Raw genomic sequence first — 19,053 nt, 5'->3', positions numbered from 1 at the left:
CAAATATTGTGGAACGCCGAGTTCAGAACGGGTTCTGGGAGGAATAGGAGCATGACGAAGCACTACGCGGGGGCGAGAATCCACGCACTGCGCAAGGAACGTGACCTCACCCAGGCCGCCATGGCCAAACAACTCGGCCTGTCCACGAGCTATCTCAACCAGCTGGAAAACGACCAGCGCCCACTCACCGTCACCGTCCTCATGCAGCTCACCCAGCGCTTCGACGTGGACCCGACCTATTTCGCAGGAGACCGTGACCTCCGCGCACTTGCCGAGCTGCGCCAGCTTTTCCCCGAAGCCTCCGAAGCCACCCTGACCGATCTCAGCGGCCGCTTCCCTGAACTTCTGCCCCGGCTTGTTGCCGCTGCCGCCCACACCCCCGCCGAAACCAGCTCCTTCGAGTCTGTGCGTGACTTCTTCTACGATGCTCACAACTACGTCCACAGCCTCGATATTGCCGCTGAAGAACTAGCAGAGAGCCTTGGTGACCGCGTCCTACGCCGGGGGCGCCTCGCCTCGCTCCTCCAAGAGGACTTCGGGGTCACCACGCGTTTTTCCTCGCCTTCCCCGCGACGTCGCACCTTCCACAACCGCGAGCTCCACCTTCGGGCCGGCCTTTCCGAGGCCCAACTCGTCTTTGAGATGGCACTCCAGTACTGCCTCCTGGCTTACCCAGAGCACTGCGCTGAGCTCGTAGCTGAGCTCCCTACTGCCGAAGCACGCACCATCGGCACCCTCGGCCTTGCCCAGTACTTTGCTGCCGCCGTGACCATGCCCTACACGCAGTTCCTCACCACTGCGGAAGAAACGCGCTATGACATTGACGTCATCGCCAACGCATTTGGAACTGGCTTCGAAACCACGGCGCAGCGCTTGTCGACGTTACAGCGCCCCGGCCACCGCGGTGTCCCCTTCTCCTTCATCCGAACCGACCGTGCGGGCAACATTTCCAAGCGACACTCCTCTACCGCCTTTCACTTCGCCCGCAGCGGCGGCTCCTGCCCCCTGTGGGTCGTGCACCGAGCCTTCGAAACCCCCAACCGCATCACGCGCCAAGTGGCCTCGATGCCCGATGACCACACCTACCTGTGGATCGCGCGCTTCGTCCAAGGCCAAGCGCAGGCCTGGGGCACTCCGCGCAAGGAATTCGTCGTGGGCCTCGGCTGCGATATTTCTCAGGCCGATCGCGTCGTCTACGCCGACGCGCTTAACCACTCGCCGTCCGAGGCAACCCCCATCGGCCCCGGCTGTGCCGCCTGCCCACGGCCCGCATGCCCACAGCGCGCCTTCCCTCAGGCCGGAAGACCCGTAAGCCTCGACCTCAATACCTCTCCAGAGTCGGCCTACGCCACCAGCTAGAGAGAAGCACCACGGGACACTCGAAGACCTAGTGAAGGTATGGCGCGCTACTCCAAGTCGTCGTGGGCAACGAGGCGGCGGGCCGCTTCCGTGATGGTGCCGGACAGGGACGGGTAAACCGCGAAGGAGTCCGCCAATTGGTTCACCGTGAGCTGGTTGGTCACGGCCACAGCGATGGGCAGGATGAGCTCAGAAGCGGTGGGGGCGACGACAACGCCACCAATGACGCGGCCGGACGTAGCGCGGCAGAAGAGCTTGACAAAGCCGTGCTGCAGGGAGCGCATCTTGGCGCGCGGGTTGGTGCTCAGCGGCATCATGATGGTGCGGGCAGCAACCTCGCCAGCCTCGATCTCTGCCTGGGTAAAGCCCACGGCAGCAATCTCCGGGCGGGTAAACACGGCGGTGGCAACGGTCTTCAGACGCAGCGGAGACACGCCTTCACCCAGCGAGTGGTACATGGCGATACGGCCCTGCATCGCGGCAACGGAGGCCAGCGGGAACAAGTCGGAGCAGTCACCGGCGGCATAGATGCCGGCGACGTTGGTGCGGGAGACGCGGTCGACCTCGATGTGGCCGGACTTGGTGGTGGCCACGCCGACGTGCTCAAGCCCCAGGTCCTTGGTGTTCGGGATGGAACCGATCGACATGATGACGTGGGAGCCGTGAATCTCACGGCCATCCTGGGTCTTGACCACCACATTGCCGTCCTCAGTGCGGGAGACAGTTTCCACGCGGCAGTTCTTCTCCAGCTCAACGCCGCGCTCAGCCAGGACGGTCTCAAGGACGTCAGCAGCATCGGCGTCATCATGCGGCAGGATGCGGTCACGGGAGGCCACCATGGTCACGCGCACGCCCATCTCGGCGAAAGCAGAGACGAACTCGGCACCCGTGACACCAGAACCGACCACAATGAGGTGCTCCGGTTCCTCCTTCAGGTCGTAGACCTGCTGCCACGTGAGGATGCGCTCACCATCAGGCTGCGCACCCGGAAGGATACGCGGAGTGGCACCGGTAGCGACAAGAACGAGATCCGCATCGAGGGTCTCAGTGGTTCCATCGTTGTGTTTCACATCGATGCGGTGAGCAGCACCTTTAACGCCATGCTGGTCCTCAGAGAAAGCTGCACGGCCGTCGATCACCTTGACGCCGATCTTCTCTAGACCCACGCGAACGTCCTGCGACTGGTTGCCCGCCAGTGCCTGCACACGGCCGTTAAGCGCCTGCAGGTTAAGCTGAAGCGAGCTGAGCTGGTTGTTCAGGCCCATGTCATCGGCGCGGCGGAAGTCAGTGCGGAGATTAGCGCCGGCAATAAAGGACTTCGAAGGAACGCAGTCCAAAAGTACGGAGGAGCCACCGGGGCCCTGCTCCTCAACCAACGTAATGTCCGCGCCATACTTAGCGCCGGCGGTCGCAGCCTCGTAGCCTGCGGGGCCACCGCCGATGATTACGATGCGGGGGGCTTCCTGTGACACTGTCGCTCCTTCTATAAAATTTCTGGGAAATCCGTGTCACAGTGTAATGGTTGGGGGCCTAATCCTCCACGTTGGCAAACTGCTCAGCCACGGAACCGAAGAGTTTCACACCGACACCAATAGCGCGCTCATCCGGAGCCAAATCTCCCATGTGGAGATCATGCTGCTCACCTTCACCTGACCAACAACCAAGGCGGGCCATGGAACCTGGAACCTTTTCCAGGTACCACGAGAAATCCTCGCCGCCCGACGACTGCGGGGCCTGGACGACAGCCTGGGGATCAATGGCCTGGGCGGCGCTGGCAAGGAGGGCGGTGGAGACGTCGTCGTTAAGCACAGGCGGAACCCCGCGGTGATAGACCAACTCATGCTCAACCCCGAGCGGCGCAAGGACCTGGTCCACAAGCTCCGCGAAGAGGGTCTGCATTTCACGCCAAATTCCAATATCCGCCGTGCGCATGGTGCCGGATACCGAGCCCGTCTCCGGGATCGCGTTCGGGGCATAGCCGGAATTGACCTGGCCGAACACAAGGACTGTGCCAGTACGAGGGTCAACACGGCGCGAGAGCAGCCCCGGCAGATCTGTAAGAAGCTTGCCCAAGGCGTAGACAACATCCGCCGACAAGTGTGGGCGCGACGTGTGCCCACCCGGACCAGTGACGTTGATTTCTACAACGTCAGTCGCGGACGTAATGGCACCTGCACGCACGCCAATACGGCCGACGCGCAGTTTCGGCTCCACGTGGACGGCAAAGATGGAGTTCACGCCCTCGAGGGCTCCCCACTCAATGACATCGGTGGCACCGCCCACCCATACTTCCTCGGCAGGTTGGAAAATCACGCGAATTCCACAATCGAGGTCGTGCTCACGGTGGAAATCAGCCAACGCACACGCGGTGGCCAACGCGATGGTCGTGTGGATATCGTGCCCGCACGCATGCATGACACCAGGTACCTCAGAGGTGTATTCGAGACCAGTAACTTCAGTGACGGGAAGCGCATCAATGTCAGCACGGAATGCGAGGCGACCAAGCTCCGTGTCAGGCCCGATGTCCACCATGAGGCCCGTTTCGGGAAAAAGTTGCGGCTCAAGGCCGTATTCGCGGAGGGTACGGGCAAGGAAACGAGTAGTTTCCACTTCGTTGTTGGAAGTCTCCGGGTGGCGGTGAATATGACGGCGCCACGCGATGACCTCCGCGCGGTGGTTTGTGAACCACTCACTCACGTATTCCGAGATCACTGCGTCCTCCTCCATGGTTTTCTATGGGGAAGAGTCTACAACTAGACCATGCGGTTCAGTTAGTCGGGCAGGTCAGCTGCCAGATATACTGAGCGGTCTGGAGTTGCCCGGCTCGCTCCTAGAGGTCGATATTGCGCGGGCCATACAGGCGGTCACCGGCATCACCCAACCCCGGAACGATGTACGCGTCATCGTTGAGCGAGGGGTCAATAGCCGCAGTGACAAGGCGCACCGGCAGGCCGGAGTTGGCCAGTGCATCAACACCTGGCTGCGCGGAAACCATGCAGATCGCCGTGATGTCTGTGGCACCGCGGTCCGCCAGCAACTTGAGAGAGTGCAGGAGGGAGCCACCAGTGGCCAGCATGGGGTCCACTACGAAGACGCTGCGGCCGCTGAGATCCTGCGGCAGAGCCTCAAGGTACGGGACTGGTTGGTGCGTGGTTTCATCACGGGCCATACCAATGAAGCCCACCTGGGCATCCGGAATCATAGACAGGGCCGGGTCAACCATGCCCAGGCCAGCGCGGATAATGGGCACAATGATGGGTGGATCCTGCAGGCGGGTGCCGTCTGCAGTGGAGACAGGAGTAGCACAGTCGAAGTGCTCGACGGGCAGGTCTCGGGCCGCCTCGTAGACGAGCATGGCGCCGAGGTCGCGCAGGGCGGCGCGGAATGCTGCGTTGTCGCTGCGGGCATCACGCATGAGCGTGAGGCGGGACGTGGCGAGAGGGTGGTCTACAACGTGGATATCCATGCCCACCACTGTATAAGAGTTGGGAGGGAACCGATCGGCGGGTTCGGCAGTCTAATAGGACATGACTGACTTCACGACCTTTTCCATTGACACAGAACATGCGCGCCGCTTGGCGCACGAGCTTGTCGACGCCTCCCAGGCCTCCCCCACTCCCCCTCCGGAACTGCCGAACGACCCTGCCTTGGAGGGCTTTACCAGTGCTTTAGCTGCCGCCGTGGAGAACCTCTCCGCACGGCTTACCCAGGTCAGGGCCGATGCAGTGGCGGTCGCGGAGTCTAGCTTCCTTATGGCCCGTGAAGCCGAGGACGCCGACCATGCCCTCGCGAGCGCGTGCGGGGGTCTGTGATGTTGGAGTCAGCGATCGCGCAGATCGCGCGCCTGCAGCCCGCGCAGCTTCCCGACGTGAGCTTGCCTACTGTGCCAGATCTCACCGCAGCGGGCCCCTTGGCTGAGATTGCACACGGCGATCCTAGTGCGCTTTTCGCTGTCGCCCGCCAGGCCAGTGAGGACATTTCCACCGTGCACTCAACGCTAGGTTCAGCGCGGAACTTGATTTCAGCAACCATCCGGGATCTCGTGGGGTTGGGTTTCGAGTTAGTGCAGCGAGGCATTCCACTCGCTCTCGGGTTGCTCATTCCGAATCCGGCAGCACAAGCCGCAGCACGTTCTGCCTTGCATGCCCTAGCGATGGAGTACGTGAGCAAAGCCATGCTGCGTGTGAAGCGTCTCGCTGGCGAGTTGCTTCGAGCTGCTGCACCGCTCGTGCCTATTGGTCAACGTGCGGTTCGCCCTTCAGTGCGCGGGCGGAATGATCATGATGCCGGTGAGGTGAGCGTGGCCCGTCACGCGCTGCGCGCACCTGCTGCTGAGGGTGGTTCTGAGCAGGGGCAGGCCGCAGCGCAGGCGGCATTGTCACAGGTAGGAACGCCCTATGGTTGGGGAGGAACCGGTAATGGCAGCTTTGACTGCTCTGGCCTTACACAGTGGGCGTGGCGTCAGGCTGGGGTAGAGCTTCCCCGCACTGCCGAGAGCCAAGCGGTGGGCAGGCAGGTGAGTGCTGAGGACCTTCAGCCCGGCGATCTTGTGGTGTGGGATGGGCATGTGGCCATGTATTCCGGCAATGGCCAGATCGTGGAAGCAGGCAGCCCTGTTCAAACCGGCCCACTGCGCACGAACAATATGGGGATGGCTTTCAAAGGCTTCTGGAGGCCAACAGGGTAGACTGTTTCCCCATGAATACCCGCGCGATTGTCCCCGTCCAGCTCTCCCTGTCTGAGGGCGATTTCTACACCCTGTGGGCGCCGAAGTGGCGTCAGAACGGTTCCGAGTGGCAAGCCTTTCTTGGCGATGATGACTCCGTCCTCCTCTTCCACACCGAAGCCGAAATGCTCTGCTTCCTCGAGTCCGGCAAGAAGCATGACTTGCTCGACCACCCGAAGTGGGATGTGTTTAACTCCCAGCCGGCAGACCGCGTCGTGCCGGAGAAGAAGCACGTCTATGACCTCGTCGGAGTGCCAAAGTTCCTGGCTGGACGCCCCAGCCACGAGAACGTGTCCTCGGTAGCACGCAACCTGGAAATTGCTCGCGCACTGGCGGAGGTTTCCGCCGCAGAGCACACCGTGATCTTCTTCGCTTCCCACTCCATCCTGCGCAATCCGGCCCGCGGCGCAGACCATTACGCCGGCGAACAGGGCATGAGCGAGTGGTCCGGTGTCGGCAGCGTTATTCACGCAAACTGGCGTGGCGTTATTGAGGACCTTGACAAGGTGGTCAAGGTCGTTCCGTCAGCAGACTTTAGCCAGGATGCAACGACGGATGCCGCCACCCGCATTTCCGCGGCGACGGAGGCGGCGGCCGAGGCCCGCAAGAAGGCCGAAGAAGAACGCAAGGCTGCTGCAGCTGCCGCCGATCCGTACGACAGCTCCCCGTGGGCTGCCGCTGGTATTGACCCGGTCAAGATCACCGCTAATCAAAAGTCGGTCTACACGCTGCGTACCTACCTCGATGGCAAGCCTGTGTTCTTGGGCAAGTGGGGCGAGATCTTTACCTTCCCCACCTCCAAGGTGCTCGTGCGCTGGATCATGGAAAACGATGACCACGACCTAGCCAAGGTTTCCACGTGGGAAGAGGTGGTTGCCGCCGCCAACGCTGGCGAGTTGGAGGTCACCGTTCACCCGGATAACCAGTACACCTTCAACGGCATCATCCGTGACATCGAAAAGGGCCCGGAGGCCGTAGACACCGACCAGATGAGCCGCTGCTACGAAATCTGCGCCGATGCCGCCGACTGGTCCGGCGATGATTCCATCAACTCCTACATGCTTCAGAACCCACGCTTCCAGGATTACTTGGGCTACATGCTGGGCTCCACCGAGCACGCAGGTTACGTTCCCTCCAAGCCGTACACCGAGCACGCAGAGTCCTGGAAAGGCTTGGAGGAGATGCTCACAAAGCGCTTCTCGCGCTTCTAGTCAGTCTCCTCGTCACTCTCCGCGTCTTCAGCAAACTCCGGATCCGCGAGCTTCTCATAGGCCGGCAGGATTTCCTGCTCGATGAGGCGCTGGCGGTCCTCCTCGCTGGCGAAGGAGTTTTCAACGGCCTTGATCGTCAGGTCAAAGAACTCTTCGAGGCCGTAGCCGAAGGTTTCGCTGAGTGCGAGGAATACGTCGCTGAGCTTGTCGCCCGCCACAGTGCACGTGAACCCCAGCTGCTGAAGCAACGGCAAGGGGTGGTCCGGAAGCTCCTCGGCAGGGAGCTCCTCAAGCGGGGCAAAAATCAGAGCGATGTGGCGATCACGTACCCACGCCGAAGCCTTACCTGGGCGCACACCGTCGAGGTCGGCGCTGAAATCGTCCACAAGGTCCGTCGCATGGACGAGGCGGGTAGCGCCCGCTTTCACAGCGTCCACGGCATCCTCGTACGAAGTCGCGTCGTATTCCCAAGGGATGAACTCTTCCCGAAGGGCAGCAGCCTTCGTGAGATCGGTGAGAACAACACCGGCAGCCTTGTCGGAGGCATCGCCGTCAACAACAAGACGTGCATCGATGCCCGGCACTGCGAGGCCATCCGAAGCAGCAGCAATCGCATCGGCAGCCGCGAAGGGGAAGGCCTCGGTGATGAGGCGGAGCTCGGCGTAGACCACGTGGTCGTCGGCAAGCGCCTGCACAACAGAGCGGGTCGCCTCGCGCAGCTCCTCCGGGGATGAGGCATCCGTTGGCAGCGGTGCGAGCAGCGTGACCTTGGGCAGGCTGGCGAAAATCTCAGCGCCGGAGTCTTTGTTTTCGGGGCTAATTAAAGGTGCGTCATGCATGGGACTTATCCTAGGGCGGGGTCTAGGATTAAGCACATCATGAAACATGTCCCCACGCTCCTCGCAGTCCTCGCACTCACCGCTGCCCCACCAGCGCTCGCGGAGGAATCCGAAACGGACGCGTCCTCATCAATCACACGCACCACCGCGCCAGACACCGATTCCTGCCCGCACTCCCTCAAACCCGGTGAGCCGAACACGACCTCTGAGGAACTCGCCCCCGGCCAAGCCACTCCCACTCCCCTGCCCGCGGTGGAAGGGGCCGCATGTGGTGTCACCGCACCGCGCGGTTTCAGGGTCAACAAGGACGTCGTTGCCTCGGCGTGGATGGTCAGTGATCTTGACACCGGCGAAGTCATCGCGATGAAAGATCCCAACGGCCGATACCGCCCTGCATCCATTATCAAGGCGCTGCTCGCACTTGTAGTCATTGATGAATTACCGCTTGACCAGCGCATCACGGCCACGGTGGAAGACGCATCCGTTGAAGGCTCTGCCGTGGGCATTGGACCGGATGGTGAATACACCGTGGAGCAGTTGCTGGAGGGCTTGCTCATGGCGTCCGGCAACGATGCCGCGCATGCCTTAGCGCAGGCCGTCGGCGGGGATGTTGCAGCTCTGGACAAGGTGAACGAGAAAGCCCGGGAGATTGGAACGCGCTCAACTGTCGCAGCGAGCTATTCCGGGCTGGATGCCGCGGGAATGTCGACCTCCGCGGCGGACATCTCACTCATCTACCGCGCAGCCTTTGCCAATGACACATTTGCGCGCATCGTCGACACTGAACACGTGGACTTCCCCGGTTGGGGTGACATGCCTGGATACGAGCTCTGGAATGACAACGGGCTTTTTCTCAATGATCCGGATGGCATCGGTGGCAAGACGGGCTACACCGAGGACGCGCACCACACGTTCGTCGGTGCGGTCAATCGCGGCGGGCGGCGCCTGCAAGCGGTCATTCTGGATACCACCGTCGAACATGGCTTCCGGGCGTGGGAGCAGGCGCAGATGCTTCTCGACGAATCCTCCGACGTCGCCCCCGGCGAAGGCGTAGGACAGCTCGAGGAATTTTCAGCTCAAGCGGCGGAGGAAACAACAGAAGTTCCTACCCCTGCTCCTCCGACCCCCGCAGAGGCCCCGGAAACGGCGCAGCCCCGCTCATCCTTCGAGGACTCGCAGGGCTGGATCGGTTGGGTGGTGGCAGGGCTCGTTGCCCTACTGGTCATCGCGGTGGCTACTTTTTCACTACTTCGGCGTGAGCCATGATGTCGTGCTGACCACGCAGCGCATTCTTCGGGCCAATCGTGGTCACCACGTACAGGGCTCCAAAGAACGCAATCAGCGGGCCAAGGAGCGGCACGAGGGAGGCAACGCGCCACCAGTTGCGTTTGATGCTCTGCGACCACGTGAGCTTCTCGTGGGTCGTGATATCACGGACGGTGTAGCCGCCGATGAGCTTTGCCGGCGTCGCACCGGCGTACACCTCGAAGAAAAGATAGTAGGCCACAGTGAAGAGGCTAGAAATGCTGACGATCCACATGCTGTGCGAGTCAGGATCGATAAAGCTGATGCTCACGATAAAGGACACCATCAGAGCAGCGAAGAAGTAATCGATGATCGCCATGAGGACGCGGTTGCCGGGGGTAGCGCGTTGCGCAGTATCGCTGCCTCTCGCGGTTGCACCCATGGGACGAGCAGAGTCGACTTCCGGCTCCATGGCCCAGCGCCCAGTCTCAGCAAACTGTTCCAGCTGGGCCCATGTGGGTTGGTTTCCACGTTCGAGGCCTTGATCGTAGGTCGCGCGGGAAGAAGGTTCCGTCAGAATTCGCGCGGCGACGGCGAGTTCCTGTCGTTCGGGGTCCTCGGGGACGAAGCCGGTGCCTTCGAGGTGGGCGTCGGCAGCCGCGAGTTGCACGCTAAGCTCGCGCGACGTCGCACGCGGGTCCAGGGTGAAGTGAGTGTAGAGGTTCGGAGCGGGCGTTGTGGGAAGCACGGGCCTACTTTCGACGCAGCAGGGCCACGGCACCGGCGGCGGCTGCACCGAGGGCAGCACCAGCACCCAAGGTCACGCCCGTGTTCGGGCCCTTCTTGATTTCGTTGCGGACGTGGATAACCGCCTGATCCGGCACCGGCGGCTCGAGCAGCTCCAGGGATTCTTCGGTCGTTGCGGTCCACGCAGACACGTAGAGGACCACGCGCCAGACCAGGTACATGACCACCATGAGGACGATCACCGGGCCGAAGACGGCACCTGCCGGGTTGCCGGCTGCCGAAGACATAACGACGGTGGAGAGCTGTTTGAGAACCTCAAAGATTACAGCGCCGATGAGCGCACCTTTCAGGCCCGACTTGGTGGGAACCTTGGTGCGCGGCAGGAAGGCAACCATCCACCAGAAAACAAGGAAATTGGCGATGAGACCGATGACGATACCGGCCAGAACAATCACCGCGTCCATCCCGGGGAAGGACTCAATGCCGACCCACTCGAAGACCTTCTGGGTCAGGCCGGAGGAACCGGCCGCCGTCACGCCAAAGGCGATAACTAGGGCGATGAGCAGGCCAATGAGCCCGAGTAGATCGCTGAGCTTCTTCGTCACGAAGTTACCCGGAGCATCATTTGGGTCCTGGTTCCACATCGCGGAAATACCGATGCGCAGGTTGTTCATCCAGCCTAGGCCGGACCACAGCGTGGTCAAACCACCAATGCCGTACATTGCACCGCGCTGGTCAATGGCCGTCTTTAGCAGCTCCGTGATGGAATCTCCGAGGTCACCCGACACGGAATTCGCAATCTGCTCCTCAAGCTGCTGCATAAGGTCCGGGCGGTTAGCCAGCACCGTGGCTGCGCCAGCGACCACGAGCATGAAAATCGGGAAGATGGCCAGAACCGAAAAGTAGGTAATACCCGCGGCAAACTGGTTGCCGCCCTGGCTGCCATAGCGATCCAGCATCTTCATGATGTGGTCGATGAAGCCAGACTTCTCACGGACTTTATCTACCGCACCTGGATCATCAGCATGCGCGCGCTCGATGCCGTATTCATCAGTCTTCTTCTCATCAGTGCGTGTCGTTGGTGCCACAGGCACACCCCTTTTTATGTTGTTAGTTAAACGTCCTTCATATGCTAACCAACTCAGCCGCGGCGCGCGGGGAGGAACCCAACCGCCTCGTAGACCTTGTCCACGAGCGGGGTCGCAATCTCCGTGGCTCGCTCCGCACCCTGAGCAAGGATGCGCTCCAGCTCGCCGCGATCTTCCATGAGTTCGTCATAGCGTGCCTTGAGCGGGGTGGTGAAGGCCTCCAGCGCTTCGGCAGTATCCACCTTGAGGTGACCGTAGCCCTGGCCGGCGTATTTCTCCACGAGGGCGTCGATAGCCTCGCCAGTCAGTGCGGACTGGATGGCCAGCAGGTTGGACACTCCCGGCTGCTTCTCACGGTCAAAGGCCACAACGCCGAGGTCATCGGTCACCGCGGACTTGATGCGCTTCGCGGAGGTTTTGGGGGCGTCGAGAAGATTCACCAAGCCCTTCGGGTTCGTGCCCGACTTCGACATCTTGGAGGTCGGCTCCTGCAGGTCATAAATCTTGGCCGAGCCTTCCGGAATGAAAGGTTCCGGCACGCGGAAGACCTCGCCGTACTTGTTGTTAAAGCGCTCCGCCAGGTTGCGGGTGAGCTCGAGATGCTGGCGCTGATCTTCGCCCACCGGCACATAGTGCGGGGAGTAAAGAAGGATATCCGCGGCCATAAGCATGGGATAAGTAAACAGCCCCACCGTGGTGCGGTCCTGGCCCTGCTTGGCGGACTTGTCCTTGAACTGGGTCATGCGGGAGGCCTCACCGAAACCAGTCAGACACTGCAGCACCCAGGTCAGCTCCGCGTGCGCGGGCACGTGGGACTGGACAAAAAGGGTGGATTTCGCCGGGTCAATACCCAGAGCGATGAGCTGCGCGGCGCCCGCGATGGTGCGGTGGCGCAGCTCCTCCGGGTTCTGCTCCACCGTGATGGCGTGCAGGTCCGGGATGAAATAAAAAGCCTCGTAGCTCTCCTGCAGGTCAATCCACTGCTTGAGAGCTCCGAGGTAATTGCCCAGGTGGTAGGAATCCGCCGTGGGCTGGATTCCCGAAAGGACTCGGGATGCGGAGGACGATGCAGAAGTGGAGTCAGTCATGGTTGACCACTCTACTCTGCCGCCGCCTCCGCGCGGCGTTGCGGCCTTAAATCTTGCGGGAGGTCGGGCTCACAATGTCCATCACGGTAGCAAAGCCAGCCACGATGAACGCGCCACCGATGCCCTGAACGATGATCGGGCCGAGGAACGCGAAGGACGGGCCAACGATGGTCCACCACCAGATACCCAGGGCAAGCAGAATAGCGCCGAGGACGAAGTAGATGAGTGCGCGGGTCATGAGCATCTCCTGCGAAATAGAAAGCTGTCTTAATTCGGAATTATCGTACCACTACTTGTACTCGACCAGGAGCGGGGAATGGTCAGACCAGCGCTGCTCCACGGTTGGCGCCTTCTCCACCCAGGTGCGCTGAGCGCGCTCAAGCATGGCCTTCGTGGCCGCCTGGTAATCGATGCGCCAACCAGCATCGTTATTAAAAGCCTGGCCACGGTACGTCCACCAGGTGTAGGGCCCCTCTGCTTCTGGGTGCAGGCGCCTGGCGACGTCAAACCACTGCGGGTCCGCCGCCGCCTCCCAGGCGGTCTTCGCCTCATAGTCCACCACGCCAAGCCAGTCCCCGAGCCCCTTCTTTTCCTGTGGCTCATCATCTGGGAAGGAGCCGAAGACGCGGTCCATGAAAGCACGTTCCTCCGGAAGGTGCCCGGACTTCTTCTCGTTGGGCTTGTTGTTCTTCAAATCCTGGGCGCGGTGGCAGATATTCCAGTCACCACCAATGACGGCCTCGGCGTGAGCCGCGGCCATCTCATCGAGCACCTCGGAGAACTCATCCAGAAAGAGGTACTTCTCATCCTGCTTCGGGGAATCGGTGTCGCCGGAGGGCAAGTACAGCGACGCCACGCGCACGCCTTCCACAGTCGCGGCGATGAAGCGGCCGGATTCGGCGAAGGAGCCGAAGCCCACGGAGACGTCGCCAAGCGCATGCTTCGATAGGATGCCCACACCCGCACGACCCTTCGCGGCGGATTCGGCCTGCACCAAGTTCCATCCCGCTTCCAAGGCCGGGGCCAGGGCCTTCTGCGTCTGCTCGGGGGTGGCGCGCACTTCCTGCATGAGGACGACATCGGCAGGCGTGGTCTCTAGCCACGCATTCATGCCGGGGTTGTCCTCGTTGCGCTGTTTGCAGGCCGCGCGGATGCCGTTGACGTTGACGGAGGCGATGGTGAAACTCATACCGGTCAGTCTAACTGTGTTCAATAATCTTCACGGAAGGGGCCAGGCGGCGCTTGTCCCACTGGGTAACGAACCAGGTCAGACAACCCGCAACGGCCAGACCAGCACCCGCGAGTGCAGTGGAGTTATAGGAGTATCCCGCGCCGACGACGACGCCTCCAATAGCCGCGCCCGCCGCATTCGCAATGTTGAGGGCGGACTGGTTGAGCGCTGCGGCCAAGGTTTGGGCATCGCCTGCCACGTTGACCAAGCGCAGCTGCAGCGACGGCACGAGAATGGAGCCGAAGAAGGCGAGGATGCCGAAGACAATCGTCCCGGCCCACGCACTGTGCGCCGCGAAGTAGAAGGTCACGGAGACGCCGACCATGCAGATGAGGGCGAAGATGATACCGAATTCTAGGTTGCGGTCCGCCAACCAGCCGCCGGCGACGTTTCCGGTGGTCATGCCGATGCCATAGGCCATAAGCACTATCCACGTGAGGTTCGGATCCATGCCGGCGACCTCCGTCATGGTCCACGTGATGTAGGTGTAGACAGCAAACATGCCACCAAAGCCCACGGTGCCGAGGAAGACGGTCAGCAGGACCTGACTGTTCTTCAGCGCGCCCAGCTCCGTAAACATGTCCGTCTGCGGCATGCGCGTCATGTGGGGGAAGAGGAAGAACAGCAGCACCATCGTCAGCGCCGCGATGGCCACGACAAGGAAGTACGCCGCGTGCCAACCTAACCCCTGGCCTAGTGCTTGGGCTGCGGGCACACCGATCACGGTAGCGACGGAGAGGCCCATGCCCACCATCGACATGGCAAAACCTTGCCGGCCCGGCGGCGCCATCGACACCGCCGCCAGATTTGCCACGGAAAAGTACGCGCCATGCGGCAAACCGGCAATGAAACGGGCCGCGAGGAGCACGCCGTAATTCGGCGCGAGCGCGGTGAGCAGGTTTCCCACGAGAAGGAAGCCGATGAGCAGGATAATCAGGCGACGGCGCGGAAGTTTGCCCGTCAACGCTGCGATGACCGGTGCGCCTACGACGACACCGAGCGCGTAAACGGAGATGACTACCGACGCCCTATCTTCCGTAATCCCGAAATCATCCGCAATGAGCGGCAGCAGGCCCATCGACGTGAACTCCGTCGTACCAATGGCGAAGGCACCCAAAGCCATAGCAATCATGACGATGGTGCGGCGCGAGGACGAGATCTCTGTTTGTCGGGGCACGGGGCGGCGCTGTATACGCGTGGCGGGCTTCATCGGTTTCACGTGGGCAGACCTTAGTCCTTTCCCCGCTGGGGCGGTAAGCCCAGACGGGGTGGCCGTGCAAAGCACACAGCTCTCCCCCACGGGTGGCACGAGTCACAGGGGGGCCGCCACGCGGGGATAACAAGACAGGTATCCTGTGAGGTTGAACAGTTTTCAACTTATAGAGGAGAACCATGGCTAAGATCATTTGGACCCGCACCGACGAGGCGCCACTGCTGGCGACCTACTCTTTCAAGCCGGTCGTGGAGGCCTTCGCCTCCACCGCGGGCATTGAGGTGGAAACCCGCGACATCTCCCTGGCTGGCCGCATCTTGGCCCAGTTCCCGGAGCGCTTGGGCGACAAGAAGGTGTCTGATGCCCTAGCTGAGCTGGGTGACCTGGCCAAGACCCCGGAAGCGAACATCATTAAGCTGCCGAACATCTCCGCTTCCCTCGTGCAGCTGAAGAAGGCCATTGCTGAGCTGCAGGCCGCTGGCTTCGACCTCCCCGAGTACGAGGAGGCGCAGGAGAAGTACGACGCCGTGAAGGGCTCCGCCGTGAACCCGGTTCTGCGTGAGGGTAACTCCGATCGCCGCGCCCCGATTGCGGTCAAGAACTTTGCCAAGAAGAACCCACACAAGATGGGCGCATGGTCCGCTGAGTCCAAGACCAACGTAGCGACCATGGAGGCAGATGACTTCCGCCACAACGAGAAGTCCGTCATTATGCCGGAGGAGGACACCCTCTCTATCGTTCTGAAGACCGCTGAGGGCGAGCAGACCCTGCTGGAGAAGCTGCCGGTCCTTGCCGGCGAGGTCATCGACGGCACCTTCATGTCTGCCAAGGCTCTTGATGAGTTCCTCAAGGCGCAGGTTGCCCGCGCTAAGGAGGAGGGCGTTCTTTTCTCCGCTCACCTCAAGGCCACCATGATGAAGGTCTCCGACCCGATTATCTTCGGCCACGTTGTTCGCGCCTTCTTCGCTGACGTCTTTGAGAAGTACGGCGAGGAGCTCGAGGCTGCTGGCCTCAACGGTGAGAACGGCCTCGGCGCTATTTATGAGGGCCTGGAGAAGCTCGACAACGGTGCTGAGATCAAGGCTGCGTTCGACGCTGCGCTTGCCGACGGCCCCGACCTCGCCATGGTCAACTCCCACAAGGGAATCACCAACCTGCACGTGCCGTCCGACGTCATCATTGACGCCTCCATGCCGGCTATGATCCGCACCTCCGGCCACATGTGGAACAAGAACGATGAGGAGCAGGACACCCTCGCCGTTATCCCGGATTCCTCCTACGCCGGCGTGTACCAGGCTGTTATTGAGGATTGCAAGGCCAACGGCGCTTTTGACCCGACCACCATGGGTACCGTGCCGAACGTCGGCCTCATGGCCCAGAAGGCTGAGGAGTACGGCTCCCACAACAAGACCTTCAAGGTTCCGGCTGCCGGCACCGTTGAGGTCCGCAACTCCAAGGGTGAGGCTCTCATCTCCCACGACGTCGAGGAAGGCGACATCTGGCGCGCCTGCCAGACCAAGGACGCCCCGATCCAGGACTGGGTCAAGCTGGCTGTCAACCGTGCCCGCCTGTCCGGCATGAAGACCATCTTCTGGCTCGACCCGGAGCGCGGCCACGACGCCAACCTCATCGAGCTGGTCAAGAAGTACCTGGCTGACCACGACACCGAGGGCCTGGACATCTCCATCGAGGACCCGGTCACCGCTACCAAGACCTCTATCGAGCGCATCCGCAAGGGCGAGGACACCATCTCCGTCACCGGTAACGTTCTGCGTGACTACAACACCGACCTCTTCCCCATCCTCGAGCTGGGTACCTCTGCCAAGATGCTGTCCGTGGTTCCGCTCATGGCGGGCGGCGGCCTGTTCGAGACCGGTGCCGGCGGCTCCGCCCCGAAGCACGTCCAGCAGGTTCAGGAGGAGAACCACCTGCGCTGGGACTCCCTCGGTGAGTTCCTGGCCCTGGCTGAGTCCTTCCGTCACGAGCACAACACCAACGGCAACGCCAAGGCCGGCGTCCTGGCAGCTGCCTTGGACAAGGCCACCGAGACCCTTCTGGATGAGGGCAAGTCCCCGTCCCGCAAGGTGGGCGAGAACGACAACCGCGGCTCCCACTTCTTCCTGACCCTCAACTGGGCCAAGGAGCTGGCTGCACAGACTGACGACGCCGAGCTGGCCGAGGCCTTCAAGCCGGTCGCTGAGGCCCTGGAGGCCAAGGCCGGCGAGATTGAGCAGGCGCTTCTCGACGTCCAAGGCTCCCCCGTCGACCTCGGCGGCTACTACGCCCCGAACGAGGAGAAGCTGGCCGAGGTCATGCGCCCGGTCGCTGCCTTCAACGAGATCATTGACGGCCTGAAGAAGTAATTCGGCGCTAGGCGCTTAACAAAAGACCGCTTCGTCTCCTCCCTGGAGTTCGAGGCGGTCTTTTCTTGCTTCATTAGCCGCAAACCGGCCCGAAACCACAGATTCGGGCGCTATTTTTACCCGTTGAGCTGCGAGAACTTTTTCTTGACTGTTTCTTGCTTCTCGCGCATACTCTAAGCATGACTCCCATCAATTCTGCGCCCGAGGAACAGCTTGTTGCCCGCATAAAACGGTTTACAGCACTTCCTGCTGAGCTACCGTGGCTCGAATTCAAGGTAAACGGGCTTTCCTCTGGCTCGGAGATTGCAAAGTATGCCTGCGCTTTAGGCAACTCGGCGCGTCTGCACGATGAACCAGCGGGATACCTCATATGGGGAGTAAACGATGACCACGAAGTCGTTGGGACGTCGCTTAACTGGCAACGCGCAAAAGGGAAAGGCAACGAAGACCTACTCCCCTGGCTCAACCGCGTCATTAGTCCAGCACCTGATCTGACCTTCGACGAGGTAACGGTTGATGGGCACCTTGTTGTACTTCTGCGTATACCAGCTGCCTTGTCTTCCCCGTATTCTTTCGACGAAAAGCGTTATTTTCGCAAGGGCAGCTATGTCAAGAATCTCATGGATTTTCCCAATGAAGAACGTCAGCTCTGGCAGAAACTCAACCAGTTCGAATTTGAAAACACTGTAGTTGCTGAGAACCTTGAGCCCGAATCAATCACCGAACTTCTTGATCCCGAAGCCTTCTTCCTCAACCGACCAGAGCTCCCTCGCACGACCGGCGATGCCCTGATCGATACGCTACGAACCGCTAAGGCCATCTCCTACTCACACGAGCAAGGCTGGCATATTCCGGCATGGTCCGCGCTCATGTACGCACGTTCCCTTCAGGACTTTCCAGAGCTGCGCGAGCGTGCTCCCCGCGTCATGCATTTCAAAGGCACCTCGCGCACCGATGTAGAACGTGAATGGGAATTCACTGAAGGATACGCATCTTCCTTCACTCACATAGTCACGCTTTTCAACACCATTCGCCCAGGCGGCGAACATATTGATTCCAGCGGCAAGCGCGTGGCAACTCCACTGCTACCAACGGTAGCCTTCCGCGAGGTCCTAGCAAATGCGCTCATGCACCAGGATCTCGAGCAACGTGGCCGATTCTTGACCGTAGAGATTTTCAGCGATCGAGTCGCAGTAACCAACCCTGGTACCCCTCTCATCGATCCCCAAAGGTTCATTGACTCGGCTTCCACCACCCGCAATACCTATCTTGGCGAGGCTTTGCGCCTGGCACACTTCGTCGAACAGCGAGGAAGCGGCTGGGACAAGATCGTTTCTTCACTCGAAGCGGAGCATTTCCCACCTGCTCTCATCCGCGCCAACGGAAGTACCACAGTGTCCCTCAGCGCCTACCGCCCATTCGCGCTGATGACTATGGAGGAAAAGACCCAAGCCGTATATCAACATGCTTGCCTTCGCTTCCTCGAGAACCTTCCCGTTAACAATTCGTCGATCCGTCAGCGCTTCGGGCTGAGAGACTCGCAAGCGGCTCAGGCCACTCGCCTGCTTGCTGCCACCGTCGAGGAAGGCCTCATCCACCCTTACGATCCCAGCGCAGGCCCGCGGTCATTGCGTTATGTTCCGTTCTGGAGCAATTAGGAACCGCTTTCTTGCTTCATTAGCCACAAACCGGCTCTCGACACCACATGTGGGCGCTATTTTTACCCATTGAGCTGCGAGAACTTTTTCTAGACTGTTTCTTGCTTCTCGCTCCTTACTTCGCGCGTTTTCATCCTTTGAACACCGAGGAACCCAGTTAGTTAAAAAGTTTTTCAATTTTCGGGAACCGAGAAACCATCGCCTCCGACTACTAGTGCAGTTGATATCAGCGCCTGTCCATCGCCCCTACTGAGCGTCCCGCGAACGTTTAGCAGGGGCCCTTTA

General features: G+C 61.0%; 17 protein-coding genes. 7 read left to right on the top strand and 10 right to left on the bottom strand.

All coding sequences use genetic code 11. The features are described 5' to 3' along the window. Positions 1–51: 51 nt before the first annotated feature. The gene (locus tag CSING_RS02880; RefSeq protein ID WP_042529546.1) at positions 52–1,359 is read left to right on the top strand and encodes a short-chain fatty acyl-CoA regulator family protein; all 1,308 of its coding nucleotides are present in this window, start codon (positions 52–54) and stop codon (positions 1,357–1,359) included. A gap of 47 nt (positions 1,360–1,406) precedes the next feature. Here CSING_RS02880 and CSING_RS02875 read toward each other — a convergent pair whose 3' ends face one another. The 3 genes from CSING_RS02875 to upp all read right to left on the bottom strand — a co-directional run bounded on the left by CSING_RS02875 (position 1,407) and on the right by upp (position 4,825). Continuing rightward, on the bottom strand, positions 1,407–2,831 hold the full coding sequence (locus CSING_RS02875; RefSeq protein WP_042529544.1) for an NAD(P)H-quinone dehydrogenase: 1,425 nt from the start codon (positions 2,829–2,831) through the stop codon (positions 1,407–1,409). A gap of 58 nt (positions 2,832–2,889) precedes the next feature. Continuing rightward, on the bottom strand, positions 2,890–4,071 hold the full coding sequence (locus tag CSING_RS02870) for an amidohydrolase (protein WP_042533057.1): 1,182 nt from the start codon (positions 4,069–4,071) through the stop codon (positions 2,890–2,892). 118 nt (positions 4,072–4,189) lie between these two features. Next, positions 4,190–4,825, bottom strand: coding sequence for a uracil phosphoribosyltransferase (gene upp, locus CSING_RS02865; protein ID WP_042529542.1), 636 nt, complete (start codon positions 4,823–4,825; stop codon positions 4,190–4,192). A gap of 61 nt (positions 4,826–4,886) precedes the next feature. Between upp and CSING_RS02860 the strand changes: the two genes are divergently transcribed. Genes CSING_RS02860 through CSING_RS02850 form a run of 3 tightly spaced genes read left to right on the top strand, consistent with a single transcriptional unit; the run spans position 4,887 to position 7,296 of the window. Next, positions 4,887–5,171, top strand: coding sequence for a hypothetical protein (locus tag CSING_RS02860; RefSeq protein WP_042529540.1), 285 nt, complete (start codon positions 4,887–4,889; stop codon positions 5,169–5,171). Beyond that, a complete protein-coding gene (locus tag CSING_RS02855) occupies positions 5,171–6,046 on the top strand; it encodes a C40 family peptidase (RefSeq protein ID WP_042529538.1) in 876 nt (291 codons plus the stop codon). The genes CSING_RS02860 and CSING_RS02855 overlap by 1 nt, the downstream gene beginning before the upstream one ends. An 11-nt stretch (positions 6,047–6,057) precedes the next feature. After that, complete coding sequence (locus CSING_RS02850; RefSeq protein WP_042529537.1) at positions 6,058–7,296, top strand: hypothetical protein; 1,239 nt, start codon at positions 6,058–6,060, stop codon at positions 7,294–7,296. Here CSING_RS02850 and CSING_RS02845 read toward each other — a convergent pair. Continuing rightward, on the bottom strand, positions 7,293–8,135 hold the full coding sequence (locus tag CSING_RS02845) for an amidohydrolase family protein (RefSeq protein ID WP_042529535.1): 843 nt from the start codon (positions 8,133–8,135) through the stop codon (positions 7,293–7,295). The two genes, CSING_RS02850 and CSING_RS02845, sit on opposite strands and share 4 nt — an antisense overlap. A 39-nt stretch (positions 8,136–8,174) precedes the next feature. On the opposite strand from CSING_RS02845, the gene CSING_RS02840 reads away from it, so the two are divergent. Continuing rightward, positions 8,175–9,401: a D-alanyl-D-alanine carboxypeptidase family protein gene (locus CSING_RS02840; protein WP_042529534.1), complete on the top strand. Its 1,227-nt coding sequence runs from the start codon at positions 8,175–8,177 to the stop codon at positions 9,399–9,401. Here CSING_RS02840 and CSING_RS02835 read toward each other — a convergent pair. The 6 genes from CSING_RS02835 to CSING_RS02810 are packed head-to-tail and all read right to left on the bottom strand — an operon-like array spanning position 9,370 to position 14,744. After that, the gene (locus CSING_RS02835) at positions 9,370–10,128 is read right to left on the bottom strand and encodes an RDD family protein (protein WP_042529532.1); all 759 of its coding nucleotides are present in this window, start codon (positions 10,126–10,128) and stop codon (positions 9,370–9,372) included. The two genes, CSING_RS02840 and CSING_RS02835, sit on opposite strands and share 32 nt — an antisense overlap. Before the next feature lie 4 nt (positions 10,129–10,132). Then, entirely contained in the window at positions 10,133–11,215 is a 1,083-nt protein-coding gene (locus CSING_RS02830; protein ID WP_042529530.1) for a YhjD/YihY/BrkB family envelope integrity protein, read from the bottom strand. Between the two features lie 53 nt (positions 11,216–11,268). Further along, positions 11,269–12,303 (bottom strand): tryptophan--tRNA ligase, encoded by a 1,035-nt coding sequence (gene trpS, locus CSING_RS02825; protein WP_042529528.1) that lies wholly within the window; start codon positions 12,301–12,303, stop codon positions 11,269–11,271. A gap of 46 nt (positions 12,304–12,349) precedes the next feature. Further along, a complete protein-coding gene (locus CSING_RS02820) occupies positions 12,350–12,541 on the bottom strand; it encodes a hypothetical protein (protein ID WP_042529526.1) in 192 nt (63 codons plus the stop codon). 51 nt (positions 12,542–12,592) lie between these two features. After that, positions 12,593–13,492 carry an exodeoxyribonuclease III gene (locus tag CSING_RS02815; RefSeq protein ID WP_042529524.1) on the bottom strand — a complete coding sequence of 300 codons (900 nt, stop codon included), beginning with the start codon at positions 13,490–13,492 and terminating at the stop codon, positions 12,593–12,595. Between the two features lie 10 nt (positions 13,493–13,502). Beyond that, positions 13,503–14,744, bottom strand: a complete 1,242-nt coding sequence (locus tag CSING_RS02810; protein WP_042529523.1) for an MFS transporter — start codon at positions 14,742–14,744, stop codon at positions 13,503–13,505. Positions 14,745–14,926: 182 nt separating this feature from the next. Between CSING_RS02810 and CSING_RS02805 the strand changes: the two genes are divergently transcribed. Both CSING_RS02805 and CSING_RS02800 read left to right on the top strand, forming a co-directional pair. Continuing rightward, complete coding sequence (locus CSING_RS02805; RefSeq protein WP_042529521.1) at positions 14,927–17,110, top strand: NADP-dependent isocitrate dehydrogenase; 2,184 nt, start codon at positions 14,927–14,929, stop codon at positions 17,108–17,110. A gap of 179 nt (positions 17,111–17,289) precedes the next feature. Next, entirely contained in the window at positions 17,290–18,768 is a 1,479-nt protein-coding gene (locus CSING_RS02800; RefSeq protein WP_042529519.1) for an RNA-binding domain-containing protein, read from the top strand. The last annotated feature ends 285 nt before the right edge of the window (positions 18,769–19,053 follow it).

Origin of the sequence: Corynebacterium singulare (genome assembly GCF_000833575.1) — a bacterium.
Taxonomy (GTDB): Bacteria; Actinomycetota; Actinomycetes; order Mycobacteriales; family Mycobacteriaceae; genus Corynebacterium; species Corynebacterium singulare.
The sequence above is the reverse complement of the archived record's forward strand: the minus strand, read 5'-3'. Positions and strand labels throughout refer to the sequence as shown.

Excerpts from the sequence above, each read along its gene's own strand:
- CSING_RS02880 (WP_042529546.1), top strand. The coding sequence starts at position 52 with ATGACGAAGCACTACGCGGGGGCGAGAATCCACGCACTGCGCAAGGAA.
- upp (WP_042529542.1), bottom strand. The coding sequence starts at position 4,825 with ATGGATATCCACGTTGTAGACCACCCTCTCGCCACGTCCCGCCTCACG.
- CSING_RS02860 (WP_042529540.1), top strand. The coding sequence starts at position 4,887 with ATGACTGACTTCACGACCTTTTCCATTGACACAGAACATGCGCGCCGC.
- CSING_RS02855 (WP_042529538.1), top strand. The coding sequence starts at position 5,171 with ATGTTGGAGTCAGCGATCGCGCAGATCGCGCGCCTGCAGCCCGCGCAG.
- CSING_RS02850 (WP_042529537.1), top strand. The coding sequence starts at position 6,058 with ATGAATACCCGCGCGATTGTCCCCGTCCAGCTCTCCCTGTCTGAGGGC.
- CSING_RS02845 (WP_042529535.1), bottom strand. The coding sequence starts at position 8,135 with ATGCATGACGCACCTTTAATTAGCCCCGAAAACAAAGACTCCGGCGCT.
- CSING_RS02840 (WP_042529534.1), top strand. The coding sequence starts at position 8,175 with ATGAAACATGTCCCCACGCTCCTCGCAGTCCTCGCACTCACCGCTGCC.
- trpS (WP_042529528.1), bottom strand. The coding sequence starts at position 12,303 with ATGACTGACTCCACTTCTGCATCGTCCTCCGCATCCCGAGTCCTTTCG.
- CSING_RS02820 (WP_042529526.1), bottom strand. The coding sequence starts at position 12,541 with ATGACCCGCGCACTCATCTACTTCGTCCTCGGCGCTATTCTGCTTGCC.
- CSING_RS02815 (WP_042529524.1), bottom strand. The coding sequence starts at position 13,492 with ATGAGTTTCACCATCGCCTCCGTCAACGTCAACGGCATCCGCGCGGCC.
- CSING_RS02810 (WP_042529523.1), bottom strand. The coding sequence starts at position 14,744 with ATGAAGCCCGCCACGCGTATACAGCGCCGCCCCGTGCCCCGACAAACA.
- CSING_RS02805 (WP_042529521.1), top strand. The coding sequence starts at position 14,927 with ATGGCTAAGATCATTTGGACCCGCACCGACGAGGCGCCACTGCTGGCG.
- CSING_RS02800 (WP_042529519.1), top strand. The coding sequence starts at position 17,290 with ATGACTCCCATCAATTCTGCGCCCGAGGAACAGCTTGTTGCCCGCATA.